We start from the raw sequence: 12,739 nt of genomic DNA, 5'->3' as shown, positions 1-12,739 counted from the left end.
GCCATCGCCAGCCAGACCAGCGCCGGCATGCAGCAGCAGTACCGCGAAGTGGACCAGGTGGCCACCGCCTCCAACGAGATGAGTGCCACCGCCCAGGACGTCGCCCGCAGCGCCGCCCAGGCCGCCGAAGCCGCCCGCGGCGCCGACCATGCCACCCAGGAAGGCCTCGGCGTGATCGGCAAGACCACCAGTGCCATCGAGCAACTGGCCAGCGAGATGAGTGCGGCGATGGAAGAGGTGCAGGCACTGGCCAACAGCAGCGAGCAGATCGGCTCGGTGCTGGAAGTGATCCGCGCGATCGCCGAGCAGACCAACCTGCTGGCCCTCAACGCCGCCATCGAGGCGGCGCGGGCCGGCGAGGCCGGACGTGGTTTCGCGGTGGTGGCCGATGAAGTGCGCAACCTGGCCAGGCGCACCCAGGATTCGGTGGAGGAAATCCGCCAGGTGATCGAAGGCCTGCAGCACGGCACCCGCGAAGTGGTCGGCTCGATGCACAGCAGCCACCGCCAGGCGCAGGGCAGCGTCGAGCAGGTGGAACAGGCGGTGACCGCCCTGCAGCGCATCGGCGAGGCGGTGACGGTGATCACCGACATGAACCTGCAGATCGCGTCCGCGGCCGAGGAACAGAGCGCGGTGGCCGAGGAGATCAACCGCAACGTGGCGGCGATCCGCGACGTCACCGAATCGCTTTCCGGCCAGGCCGAGGAATCCGCCCAGGTCAGCCAGGCACTGAACCGCCTGGCCAACCACCAGCAGGGGCTGATGGCGCAGTTCCGCGCCTGACAACCCTCTTTCGCCCCTCTCCCGCAAACGGGTGAGGGGCTGCTTTTTTGTGGGGGCGAATTCATTCGCTAAGCAGGCCGTAGGTCTGCCCTGGGAAATCCGCACCCGGCCGAGCCACCCTCTCCCCCGGCCCCTCTCCCTGAAGAGGAGAGGGGTGACGCGCGCCGGCCGCTCCGTGCTTGCCGGCAACTCTCTGCTCTTCTGTAGGGGCGAATTCATTCGCCAAGCAGACCGCAGGTCTGCCCTACGAACACCCAGCCACGCCTGACTTCCCTCATCCGAACGCGGCCCGCCCCGGCCCCTCTCCCAGAAGGCGAGGGGTGACACGCGCCGGCAACTCCGTGCCCGCAGCCGGCGCTCTGCTCTTCTGTGGGAGCGAATTCATTCGCGAAAAAGCACGACTCACTCCTCTCTTTCTCCTTCCTGTCACCATCCGCACATCAAACTGGCGCCCAATCGCTTGCCGCCGATCAGTACCCCGGCTAGCCTGCCTCCCGGTCTAAACAAGGAACCCCCAGATGCTGAATATGGTCCTGATCGCCGGCTCCAGCCGCGCAAACAGCCAGTCGGGCAAGGTCGCCCGCTTCATCCGCCAGCGCCTGATCGACCTCGATAAGGTAAGCCCCACGTCCTGCAGCATCATCGATCTCGGTGCGGGTCCGCTGCCCTTGTGGCCAGCCGAAGACACCGGCCCCTGGAGCGGATACCAGCAGCAACTGCGCGACGCCGATGCAGTGGTCGTGATCGCCCCCGAGTGGAATGGCATGGCCTGCCCGGCCATCAAGAACTTCTTCATCTACGCCAGCAAAGCCGAGCTGGCCCACAAGCCGGGTCTGCTGGTAGGCGTTTCCTCCGGCATCGGCGGCGGCTACCCCATCAGCGAGCTGCGCGCATCCAGCTACAAGAACTGCCGCCTCTGCTACCTGCCGGAGCACCTGATCATTCGTGGCGTAGAAAAAGTGCTGAACGACATCGAGCCGGTGAGCGAAGACGACCAGCGCATCCGTGCCCGCATGGATTACGACCTGGATATCCTCGCGCGCTACGCGGTGGCCCTGAAACCGGTTCGTGAAGCCATCGACATGAGCATCCCGGCATTCGCCAACGGTATGTGATCGCTACAGCAATTGATGCTTGTGCAGCAGCCGATAGAAAGTCGGTCGCGACACACCCAGCACCTTGGCCGCATGGCTGAGGTTGCTGCTGTAGTGGGCCAACGCATCGCACAGCGCCTGGTACTCCGCCCGGCGCTTGTAATCCTCCAGCGTTCCCAGCAACGCGCCATCCACCAGCGCGCTATGCAATCCCAGGTCAGCCGCTTCGATGGGGCCGCTTTCCGCCAGTGCGTAGCCCCGCCGGACCCGACTGGCAAGCTCGCGCACGTTGCCGGGCCAGCGGTGGCGGACCATCGCCGCCAGGGCTTCTTCGCTGAAATGGCTGGGCCGACGGCCCGCCTCCAGGCTGTAGAGGTCGGCGAAGTAGCTCGCCAACAAGGCAATATCGCCCTGGCGCTTGCGTAGCGGGGTGATCATCAGACGGTTCTGGTCCAGCCACTGGCACAAGCCAGGGTGGAAATGCCCCTGCTCCACCAGTTCGCCCAACTCCTCCCGCGTAGAGGCCAGGACGCGGATATCCAGCGCCAGCACTTCCCCGTCGGCGTGACGCAAAGTCCGCGAGCGCAGGCAGGTCAGCAAGCGCTCCTGCTGGCTCGAGGGAAGCTCATGAATGGCGTCGAGGAACAGCGTGCCGCCATTGGCAGATGCCACCTTGCCCTGATGACCGAACAGCAGGCTCGCGGTTTCCGGTTCGGGCAACACGCCGCAGTTGAAACTGACGAAGGGCCCGCCCACCCGTCGCGACATCCGGTGCAGGGTGCGCGCCACCAGTTCCTTGCCGCTGCCGCTTTCACCCAGGATCAACACCGGCTTTTCACTCGGCCCCAGGCGCGCCAGTTGCTTGCGCAGGTCCCGCAGCGGCCGACTCTGGCCCAGCAGCTCGTGTTGATCCCCACGGCGATTGCCGATGCCGCGCAGACGCGCGATGCCGAACGCCCGCCCGAGCAGGCCTTGCAGACGCGGCATGTCCACTGGCAGCACCAGGGCATCGAAGAACCACTCGCCGATGAACTCATCCAGGCCAGGCACGGGTTCGCTCAACGGATCGACCAGGGCAATCCATTCGGTGCCGCTGCGGCTGATCAGGTGCTTCACCCCTTCCGGGCGTTTCAGGTGATCGCTACGCAAGCGCAGCAGCCCTATGTCGTAACTGGCCGCCAGGGCCTGGTCGAGGTCCTGGCTGGACACCGACCAGCCGGCCTCTTCAAGGTGCGGCAGCATTCGCCGGCAGTGGTCACACGGGTCGACCAGCAATAGACGTCTCGGTGCAGAGGAGAGCGCTTCCAAGATTACCTTCCTTGACGCCAAAAAATTGTTTTATCAATAAAAACAATAGCTTGTTGGCGCTATTTGTAACGCTAGCAAGAACATTGACGCCCTATGGAACGTTTCTCTATAAGCGCAATTTCCCTCCGCGCTCACAGGGGTATAAGCCCCCCATCAAGCGTCTCGACAGCGTGCCAATCAAGGCCAATACTCGGTCGATTCCTTCCCTGCCTTGCAGGCCCTGCCATGAACCTGCTTCTGCGTGAGGCCAGGCTCGACGACTTGTCGACACTGGTGGAACTGGAGAGCCGCTGCTTCGAGGTGCCCCGCCTCAACCGACAGCAATTTCGCTGGATGATCCTGGAAGCCAATGCCAGCCTGACGGTGGCCGAGGGCGACGGCCAGGCCCTCCTCGGTTACGCCCTTGTACTGTTCCGCCGGGGCAGCAGCCTGGCCCGCCTGCACTCCATCGCCACCGACCCACGTGCCCGCGGCAACGGCATCGGCCAGCGCCTGCTGATCGCCGCCGAAACCAGCGCCCGCGAGCATGACTGCGCCTACCTGCGGTTGGAGGTCTGCCCGGATGATCGCCAGGCGGTCAGCCTGTTCGAGCGCAACGGCTACAGCAATCTCGGGCTGCTGACCGACTTCTTCCCTGACCATCGTGAAGCGCTGCGCATGGAGAAGCGTGTCGTCCAGCACCCGCAGGCGCTGCATCGGCCGGTGCCCTATTACCACCAGACCACCGAGTTCACCTGCGGCCCGGCCTGCCTGTTGATGGCCATGGGCGCGCTGGACGGGGATACGGCCGGCAACCACCAGGACGAATTGCGCCTGTGGCGCGAAGCCAGCAGCGTGCACATGCAAGGCGGCCACGGCGGGTGCAGTCCGCATGGCCTGGCGCTGGCCGCGTGGCGACGCGGCTACCGGGTCAGGCTGGAACTGAGCGACCGCGGCCCGCTGTTTCTCGACGAAGAGCGTAATGCCGGGAAGCGCGAGGTGATTCGCCAGGCCCACGAAGACTTCTGCAGCGCCCTGCAGGACACCGATATCGAGCAGCACGTGGGTGACGAGCTGGACCTGAGGCCGCTGCTGGAGGCCGGAGGTCAGCCCCTGGTACTGGTGGACGGCCATCGCCGCAGCCGCAGCCGGGCGCCGCACTGGGTTCTGGTCACTGACTGCGACCGCAACTTCATCTACCTGCACGACCCCAACGCCGAGCGCAGCCTGCAACGGCGCCCCCAGGACTGCCAGCATGTGCCGGTGACCCACAGCGAGTTCGAACGCATCAGCCGGTTTGGCCAGGGCAAGCGCCGTGCGGCGGTGGTGCTCTATCCACGCGTGACTTAGCACTATTGCGTAGTAGCACCTTGCCAACACCCCTATCGATTGGCATAAGGTAGGAAATTTTCGTCAAGTTACAGGGAAGTATCTGATGCGCCTCCTACGCCGTGTCCTATGGCTGGTGCTTTTTCTCCTGCTCGCCGGCCTGGCGGTCGTCCTTTATTACATCGCCAATCCCAACCTTCCGACCTACCAGGCACCCAGCCAGCTGCATTATCAGGAGCAGTGGAGCGACCAGGAGCGCCAGACCTACTACTACACGCCCCAGGGCACCACGGTTAAAGGTCTGCGCTACGAATGGTTCACCGCCCTGGAGCTGCCTTTCTCCCAGGACAAGTTCGCCCGCCCTGAATACCTCGCGCGCTTCGGTTTCCTGGTCGATCCGCAACAGAAGGCCACCCCCCTGAACCCCGGCAACCTGCCGGTAGGCATGGCACGCCACGAAGACGAGAAAACCGGCGTCCAGTACCTGGACATCAGTTGCGCGGCCTGCCATACCGGCGAGCTGCGTTACAAGGGACAGGCCGTGCGCATCGACGGCGGCGCAGCCTTGCATTCGCTGGCGTCCACCGTCCCGACCTTACGCGGCGGCAGCTTCGGCCAGGCGCTCGGCATGAGCATGGCGTTCACCTATTACAACCCGCTGAAGTTCAGCCGCTTCGCCGAAGAGGTGCTGGGGGAGCGCTACCCGGAAGGCAAGAAGGCGCTGCGCAGCGAGTTCAAGCAGGTCCTCGACCGCCTGCTCGGCACCGCCTGGAACGATACCCATCGCGGGCTCTATCCCACCCAGGAAGGCTTCGGCCGCACCGATGCCTTTGGCCGCATCGCCAACAGCGTTTACGGCGACGCCATCAGCCCCGACAACTACCGTATCGCCGATGCCCCGGTGAGCTACCCGCATCTCTGGGATATCTGGAAATTCGACTGGGTGCAGTGGAACGGCTCGGCGATGCAACCCATGGCCCGCAACATCGGCGAAGCGCTCGGCGTGGGCGCCAGCCTGCACCTGTTCCAGGCGGACGGTGGCCAAGTGCCGGAAGCCGACCGCTACGCCTCCAGCGTGCGCGTGCGTGACCTCCATACCCTCGAAGAAACCTTGAAGAAGCTCGCCCCACCCACCTGGCCGGAAGCCGTCTTCGGCAAGGTGGACCTGGCCCGCGCCAGCCAGGGCCGCGCCCTGTTCGTCGAAAACTGCGCCTACTGCCACGCGCCCAACGTCGTGCCGCCGGAGCAACGCATGGCGCCTGGCCGTGACCCGGAATGGCACATGCGCATCGTGGCAGTCGAAATCGTCGGCACCGACTCCACCACGGCGGACAACATCGCCGATCACCGTTTCGACATCAGCAAGCTGGGCTGGACCCGCGAACAACTGGCCAAGCTCGACGTGAAGCTGTTCGGTGCGAACCTGGAGCAGGTGGACTTCAGCAAGATCTCCAGTGCCAAGGGCCTGGCCTACATCACCTCCTTCGTCGAAGAACAGGCGTACAAGCAGGCCGGCATCTCCGGCGAAGAGCGGGCGAACATGGACGGCTTCGGCCTGCCCATTGGCGTGCAGGAGAAGCGCGGCTACAAGGCACGCCCCCTGGACGGCATCTGGGCGACACCGCCATTCCTGCACAACGGTTCGGTACCGACCCTGTTCCAGTTGCTCTCGCCCATCACCGAACGCGCGACCCAGTTCCACGTCGGAAGCTTCGAGTACGACCCGAAGTTCGTCGGTTTCCAGACCAACGCCTTCCCCGGCAGCTTCCTGCTGGACACCTCGATCAAGGGCAACGGAAACCACGGTCACGAGTTCCGCGACGGCTGCCGCAAGGGCGGCGTAATCGGCCGCGCCCTGTCGCCAGACGAGCGACTGGCCCTGATCGAGTACCTCAAGGTGCTGGGCAACCCTGCGCAGGAAAGCCAGCTCACTCCCGTCCAGGCCAAACCCTGGAATCCCGGCCCGGACTGCCAGGGCTGAGCCCTGGCACACCCAAGGACAAGGCCCCCAAGAACAAGGACTCCAGCTCCCATGCTCAAGCGCTTCTGGCTCTGGCTCGGCCGATTCCTCGGCAAGCTCACGCTCTTCGTACTGGTGGTCGGCCTGATCGGCTGGCTGGTGGGCGAGGCCTACTACGGGTGGAAATTCTCCGGCCCCGTCCCGACCGAGGAAGTCATCCCGGCCGATGAGGCAGCGCAGACCCGCGCCATCATCGATGACGCCGTCCGCATCGTCGAACAACACCGCGACAACACCCGCGTACTCCGCGATGCCCACGCCAAGGCCCATGGCTGCGTGAAGGCGCAGGTCAGCGTGGTTGCCGAACTGGATCAAGGGCTGCGCGCCGGCGTCTTCGCCGAACCGGGCAAGACCTGGGAAGCCGTGATTCGCCTCTCCAACGGCAATGCCTTCCCGCAGTTCGACAGCGCGCGCGATGCTCGCGGCATGGCGATCAAACTGCTCGACGTGCCCGGCGAGAAGCTGATGAAAAGCCCCACGCACGCCAACGAACAGGATTTCGTGATGTTCAACCATCCGGTGTTCTTCGTACGCGACGTGGCCCAGTACCGGCAGAACTTCAATGCCCAGGCCAATGGCCAGAAGGTCGGTGCCTTCTTCCCCAGCTGGGACCCACGCACCTGGGAAATCCGCCACCTGGTCATCGCCCTCAAGACCCTGGCGCCAGCCCCCGACAGCCCGGTCGATGCCACCTACAGCTCCATCTCGCCGTACAAGCTGGGCGAGGCGAATATCAAATACCGCGTCATCCCCGACCCGCAGAGCTGCCCGCCGTACGAGTTGCCTGAGCAGAACACCGCACTTCCCAATTTCCTGCGCAACGCCCTGTATCAGCAATTGTCGCTGGACCGCGTGCCGGCCTGCTTCGCCTTCCAGGTGCAGAAGCAGAATGCCCAGCACTACATGCCGATCGAGGACACCAGCGTCGAGTGGGACGAGTCCATCTCGCCCTTCGTGACCGTCGCCACCATCAAGGTTCCGGCTCAGGACTTCGACAGCCGTGAGCAGAACGTCGCTTGCGACAACCTGTCCTTCAACCCCTGGCACGGCCTGCCCGAGCACCGCCCCATCGGCGGCATCAACCGTCTGCGCAAGGCGGTGTACGAAGCGGTGAGTGCGTATCGCCATGAGCGTAACGGAGCGAGCGACGCGACCACGCCTTAAGGCGGTCTCGCTTCCTGATCGCCACCGGGCAATCGCTTTTCTGTAGGGGCGAATTCATTCGCCAAGGGCAGCGAAGCTACCCCCGTCCCAGGCAGGACTCTGTCCTGCCTTGCGATTGAAATCGCCCCCACAACTCCTAACCCCCTGTCCAGCGCCAGCCCCACCCATCAGCCCAGCCGGGCCGCACCTCGCGCCAGTGCTAGCATTTTTCTTACCCGCCGGGCGCCCAGAGCCCGCCCGGTGCATCGCCTACGGGCCAACCCATCAATCGCGGAACCAGCCCGAGGCCAGCCCGGCTGCCCGCCCCGTCTTCGCCAGAAGCCCGCTCCGGACAGCGATCCTTTACAGGTCACGGAGCCCAGACCATGGCGCAATATCGCGAAGCCCTGCCGCAACTGGAGGGCGAACTGTTCCTGACCGATGGGGGCATCGAGACCACCCTGGTCTTCCATGAGGGGCTTGCCCTCCCCGACTTCGCCGCCTTCGTGCTGCTCAACTACCCCGATGGGCAGGAGGCGCTGCGCAAGTACTTCCGCGCCTACTGCGCCATCGCCAGCCACTACGGCACCGGCTTGATCCTCGAGAGCCCGACCTGGCGCGCCAATCCCGACTGGGCCAGTCATCTCGGTTTCACGCCGCAAGGACTGGCCGAGGCCAATCGCCAGGCCATCGCCCTGCTGGAAACGCTGCGCAGCGAAGTGGAAAGCGGTCGCACGCCGGTGGTGATCAGTGGCTGCGTCGGTCCCCGGGGCGACGGCTACATCGCCGATGAGGCCATGGATGAATACGAGGCGCAGGAGTACCACAGCGAGCAGATTGGCGTGTTCGCCGAAACCGCCGCCGACATGATCACCGCGATGACCATGAACTACGTGGAGGAAGCCCTGGGGGTCGTGCTGGCGGCACGCGCGGCGCAGCTGCCCGTAGCCATTGCCTTCACGGTGGAAACCGATGGCAGGCTTCCTACCGGCCAAGGCCTGAAGGAAGCCCTCGAGTACGTGGACAAGGCCACGGCGTCCTACCCGGCCTACTACATGATCAACTGCGCTCACCCGGACCATTTCGCGGAAGTGCTCGTTCCGGGCAGCCGCTGGGTGCAACGCATTCGCGGGCTTCGCGCCAATGCCTCGCGCAAGAGCCACGCCGAACTGAACGAGGCCACCGCGCTGGACAGCGGCGACCCCGAAGAACTGGGCGCCCAGTACGCCCGACTGCGCCAGCGCCTGCCGCATATCAATGTCATGGGCGGCTGCTGTGGCACCGACCACCGCCATATCGAGCAGATGGCCAAGGCGTGCAAGCCGCTGTTCCGCGCTGCGTTGTAGGTGTCACCTTCCTTGTGGGGGCGATTTCAATCGCTATGGGCCGCGCAGCGGCCCTGAACGTTGGCGGGCAGGACTTCGTCCTGCTCAGCGATTGAAATCGCCCCCACAGAAAGCAGGAGCGCCCCTCCGAAAGCATCCCGTTGCACCTTGCCTACCACCCCGAATACCCGACAAAAGGCCTCAACTATGCTGTAGGTGAACACGCATGCTGAGGTCACCATGATTCGCTGGTTGCTCCGCGGGCTCCTGTGCCTGGCCCTGACCGCCCCCGGCACGCTGCTGGCCGCCGGAAGCATCAGCGTGCTCACCGTCGACGGCCCGATCGGGCCGGCCACGGCCGACTACCTGACCCGTGGCATCGAACGTGCCGAGAAGGACAAGGCGCAGCTGGTGGTCATCCAGATCGACACCCCGGGTGGCCTCGACACCTCCATGCGCAGCATCATCAAGGCGATCCTTGCCAGCCCTGTGCCGGTGGCCAGCTTCGTCGCCCCCAGTGGTGCCCGTGCCGCCAGTGCCGGCACCTACATTCTCTACGCCAGTCACATCGCCGCCATGGCGCCAGGCACCAACCTGGGCGCCGCCACGCCCGTGCAGATCGGCGGCATGCCCGGCCAACCGGAAGGCGACAAGCCAGCGGGCAGCAAGGACGAGAAGACAAAGGACGACAAGGCCGCGCCCGCGGGTAACGAGGAAACCCTCGCCCGCAAGCAGATCAATGATGCGGCAGCCTACATTCGCGGCCTGGCACAGTTGCGCGGACGTAACGCCGACTGGGCCGAACGCGCCGTGCGCGAGTCCGTCAGCCTCACCGCGGCCGATGCCCACCGCCTGAAAGTCGTGGACCTGTTGGCCCGCGATGTGCCAGACCTGCTAGCCAAGCTCGACGGCAAGGCCCTGGAAGTCGCCGGGCAGAAAATCGCCCTCGCCACCCAGGGTGCGCGGCTGGTGCAACACGAACCGGACTGGCGCGCGCAGATCCTCGCGGTCATCACCAACCCCAGCGTGGCACTGATCCTGATGATGATCGGCGTCTACGGCCTGATCTTCGAATTCTCCAACCCTGGCAGTGGTGTCGGCGGCGTGATCGGTGGTATCTGCCTGATCCTCGCGCTCTACGCGCTGCAGCTGTTGCCGGTGAACTTCGCCGGCATCGCGCTGATCCTTCTGGGCATTCTCTTCATGGCGGCGGAAGCCTTCATGCCCAGCTTCGGCATCATCGGCTTCGGCGGCATCGCCGCCTTCGTCGTTGGTGCCGTGATCCTGATCGACACCGAGGTTCCGGGCTACGGCATCCCGCTGTCGCTGATCATCACCGTCGCCCTGTCCAGCGCGCTGGTGATATTCGCCATCATCGCCATGGCCGTTCGGTCCCGGCGGCGCGCGCTGGTCAGTGGCGATGCGGGGCTGGTGGGTAGCCAGGCCACGCTCCTCGACCTCGGCGTGGACGACCCGCATATCGGCTGGGTCCAGTTGCAGGGTGAACGCTGGCAGGTGCGCAGCGATGCCCCCTTGAGGAGCGGCCAGCGCGTGCGCGTACTGGCACGCAAAGGACTGTTGCTGGACGTGACGGCGGATGAGCGTCCGCCCAAAGGAGACTGACCATGGCCTTTCCGCTGAGTTTTGCCACCCTCCTGTTCCTGCTGATCGTGCTGGCGGTTTCGGCCATCCGCGTGCTGCGCGAGTACGAGCGCGGCGTGGTGTTCCAGCTCGGCCGCTTCTGGAAGGTCAAGGGGCCGGGGCTGGTGCTGATCATCCCGGCCATCCAGCAGATGGTGCGGGTGGACCTGCGCACCGTGGTGCTCGATGTGCCTCCCCAGGACGTCATCTCCCGCGACAACGTTTCGGTGAAGGTGAATGCGGTGGTCTATTTCCGCGTGCTCGATCCGGAGCGCGCCATCATCCAGGTGGAAAACTTTCTAATGGCCACCAGCCAGTTGGCGCAGACCACCTTGCGCGCCGTGCTGGGCAAGCACGAGCTGGACGAGATGCTCGCCGAACGCGAACGTCTGAACGTCGACATCCAGCAAGCCCTGGATGCCCAGACCGATGCCTGGGGCATCAAAGTCTCCAATGTCGAGATCAAGCATGTCGACATCAACGAATCCATGGTCCGCGCCATCGCCCGCCAGGCCGAAGCCGAGCGCGAGCGGCGGGCCAAGGTGATCCATGCGGAAGGCGAGCTGCAGGCCTCGGAAAAGTTGATGCAGGCTGCCGAAATGCTCAGCCGCCAGGCGGGCGCCATGCAGTTGCGCTACATGCAGACCCTGGGCTCCATTGCCAATGACAAGACCACCACCATCGTCTTTCCGTTGCCAGTGGATTTGCTCGGCGGCATGAGCGACGACGGGAAGCACAAGAACCACAAGGACTGAGATGTCGACCTCTCACCCTGTTTTCGCCGCGCTTTTCAGGGAGATTCCCTGAAAAGCCATCCGTATTCGGCGGGGCCACGGTGACCGGGTTTCTACACTTGTTCAAAAGGACAACAAGAACCCTGGAGGTCGCCATGCGTATCGGAGTGCCGAAGGAGATCAAGAACCACGAATACCGGGTCGGCCTGACCCCGCAATCTGTGGCCGAATTGACCCGCCTGGGGCATGAAGTCTGGGTCGAGACCAGGGCGGGAGCCGCCATCGGCTTTTCCGACGAGGACTACCAGGCCGCCGGCGCCAAGGTGGCCAGCGGTGCCGGCGAGGTCTTCGAGCAGGCCCAGTTGATCGTCAAGGTCAAGGAGCCGCTCACCCAGGAGCGCGCCCGTCTGCGTCCCGAGCAGACCCTCTTCACCTACCTGCACCTGGCCCCGGACCGTCCGCAGACGGACGAACTGATCGCCTCCGGCGCCACCTGCATCGCCTACGAAACCGTCACCGACAGCCACGGCCGCCTGCCACTGCTCGCGCCCATGTCGGAAGTGGCCGGGCGCATGTCCATTCAGGCTGGCGCCAGCTGCCTGGAAAAAGCCAAGGGTGGTCGAGGCGTGCTGCTCGGGGGCGTACCGGGTGTGGCACCGGCCAAGGTCGTGGTGCTGGGTGGCGGCGTCGTCGGCACTCACGCGCTGGTCATGGCGGTGGGTCTCGGGGCCAATGTCACCGTGCTGGACAAGAGCGTGGACGCCCTGCGCCGACTGGATTCCCTCTACGGCAATCGCATCACCACCCTCTACTCCACCCACAGTGCCGTGCGCGAACAAGTGCTGGCAGCGGACCTGGTGATCGGCGGTGTGCTCATTCCCGGCGCCGCGGCGCCCAAGTTGGTCACCGCCGAAATGGTGGCGCGGATGCAGGACGGCGCCGTGCTGGTGGACGTGGCCATCGACCAGGGTGGATGCGCGGAAACTTCGCGAGCCACCACCCACGCCGAGCCCACCTACGTGGTGGATGGCGTCGTGCACTACTGCGTCGCCAACATGCCCGGCGCCGTGGCACGCACCTCCACCCTGGCCCTGAACAACGCCACCCTGCCCTTCGTCGTCGCCCTGGCGCAGAAGGGAACGCGCAAGGCCCTGGAAGACGATCTGCACCTGCGCCATGGCCTGAACGTGGCCAAGGGGCGGCTCACCAATGGCAGCGTCGCCGCTGCGCACCATCTGGACTACGTGCATCTGGAGGAGATGCTCAAGCAGCTCTGAAGAAGCACTTGTGGGGGCGAATGAATTGACGCAGCCGGAGGTTCCGTAGGAGCGAGCTTGCTCGCGAAAGGCCGTGCTCGAACTTCGCGAGCAAGCTCGCTCCTAC

Annotated in this window: 10 protein-coding genes; 9 read left to right on the top strand and 1 reads right to left on the bottom strand. The window is 65.0% G+C overall.

Annotated features, from left to right (window positions below; genetic code table 11):
• On the top strand, window positions 1-783 hold a 783-nt coding region (locus tag E8E95_RS06160; protein WP_280349022.1), incomplete at its 5' end, for a methyl-accepting chemotaxis protein.
• Between the two features lie 518 nt (window positions 784-1,301).
• Complete coding sequence (locus E8E95_RS06155; RefSeq protein WP_280349020.1) at window positions 1,302-1,898, top strand: NAD(P)H-dependent oxidoreductase; 597 nt, start codon at window positions 1,302-1,304, stop codon at window positions 1,896-1,898.
• Window positions 1,899-1,901: 3 nt separating this feature from the next.
• Here E8E95_RS06155 and E8E95_RS06150 read toward each other — a convergent pair whose 3' ends face one another.
• Window positions 1,902-3,185: a sigma-54 dependent transcriptional regulator gene (locus E8E95_RS06150; RefSeq protein WP_280349018.1), complete on the bottom strand. Its 1,284-nt coding sequence runs from the start codon at window positions 3,183-3,185 to the stop codon at window positions 1,902-1,904.
• 225 nt (window positions 3,186-3,410) lie between these two features.
• Here E8E95_RS06150 and E8E95_RS06145 point away from each other — a divergent pair, with 225 nt between their 5' ends.
• The 7 genes from E8E95_RS06145 to ald all read left to right on the top strand — a co-directional run bounded on the left by E8E95_RS06145 (window position 3,411) and on the right by ald (window position 12,633).
• Window positions 3,411-4,514 carry a GNAT family N-acetyltransferase/peptidase C39 family protein gene (locus E8E95_RS06145; protein ID WP_280349016.1) on the top strand — a complete coding sequence of 368 codons (1,104 nt, stop codon included), beginning with the start codon at window positions 3,411-3,413 and terminating at the stop codon, window positions 4,512-4,514.
• An 85-nt stretch (window positions 4,515-4,599) separates the two neighbouring features.
• Window positions 4,600-6,474 carry a di-heme-cytochrome C peroxidase gene (locus tag E8E95_RS06140; RefSeq protein ID WP_280349014.1) on the top strand — a complete coding sequence of 625 codons (1,875 nt, stop codon included), beginning with the start codon at window positions 4,600-4,602 and terminating at the stop codon, window positions 6,472-6,474.
• Between the two features lie 51 nt (window positions 6,475-6,525).
• Window positions 6,526-7,677 carry a catalase family protein gene (locus tag E8E95_RS06135; RefSeq protein ID WP_280349012.1) on the top strand — a complete coding sequence of 384 codons (1,152 nt, stop codon included), beginning with the start codon at window positions 6,526-6,528 and terminating at the stop codon, window positions 7,675-7,677.
• A 365-nt stretch (window positions 7,678-8,042) separates the two neighbouring features.
• Window positions 8,043-9,002, top strand: a complete 960-nt coding sequence (locus E8E95_RS06130) for a homocysteine S-methyltransferase family protein (RefSeq protein WP_280349010.1) — start codon at window positions 8,043-8,045, stop codon at window positions 9,000-9,002.
• 219 nt (window positions 9,003-9,221) lie between these two features.
• Complete coding sequence (locus E8E95_RS06125; protein WP_280349008.1) at window positions 9,222-10,604, top strand: nodulation protein NfeD; 1,383 nt, start codon at window positions 9,222-9,224, stop codon at window positions 10,602-10,604.
• Between the two features lie 2 nt (window positions 10,605-10,606).
• Window positions 10,607-11,377, top strand: a complete 771-nt coding sequence (locus tag E8E95_RS06120) for a slipin family protein (protein ID WP_280349006.1) — start codon at window positions 10,607-10,609, stop codon at window positions 11,375-11,377.
• 134 nt (window positions 11,378-11,511) lie between these two features.
• Complete coding sequence (gene ald, locus E8E95_RS06115; protein ID WP_077524355.1) at window positions 11,512-12,633, top strand: alanine dehydrogenase; 1,122 nt, start codon at window positions 11,512-11,514, stop codon at window positions 12,631-12,633.
• The last annotated feature ends 106 nt before the right edge of the window (window positions 12,634-12,739 follow it).

The sequence above is a fragment of the Pseudomonas sp. BN414 genome (assembly GCF_029871275.1).
Classification (GTDB): domain Bacteria; phylum Pseudomonadota; class Gammaproteobacteria; order Pseudomonadales; family Pseudomonadaceae; genus Metapseudomonas; species Metapseudomonas resinovorans_C.
The sequence above is the reverse complement of the archived record's forward strand: the minus strand, read 5'-3'. Positions and strand labels throughout refer to the sequence as shown.

Coding starts and splice junctions, on each gene's coding strand:
- E8E95_RS06120 (WP_280349006.1), top strand. CDS start 10,607: ATGGCCTTTCCGCTGAGTTTTGCCACCCTCCTGTTCCTGCTGATCGTG.
- E8E95_RS06130 (WP_280349010.1), top strand. CDS start 8,043: ATGGCGCAATATCGCGAAGCCCTGCCGCAACTGGAGGGCGAACTGTTC.
- E8E95_RS06135 (WP_280349012.1), top strand. CDS start 6,526: ATGCTCAAGCGCTTCTGGCTCTGGCTCGGCCGATTCCTCGGCAAGCTC.
- ald (WP_077524355.1), top strand. CDS start 11,512: ATGCGTATCGGAGTGCCGAAGGAGATCAAGAACCACGAATACCGGGTC.
- E8E95_RS06145 (WP_280349016.1), top strand. CDS start 3,411: ATGAACCTGCTTCTGCGTGAGGCCAGGCTCGACGACTTGTCGACACTG.
- E8E95_RS06125 (WP_280349008.1), top strand. CDS start 9,222: ATGATTCGCTGGTTGCTCCGCGGGCTCCTGTGCCTGGCCCTGACCGCC.
- E8E95_RS06140 (WP_280349014.1), top strand. CDS start 4,600: ATGCGCCTCCTACGCCGTGTCCTATGGCTGGTGCTTTTTCTCCTGCTC.
- E8E95_RS06155 (WP_280349020.1), top strand. CDS start 1,302: ATGCTGAATATGGTCCTGATCGCCGGCTCCAGCCGCGCAAACAGCCAG.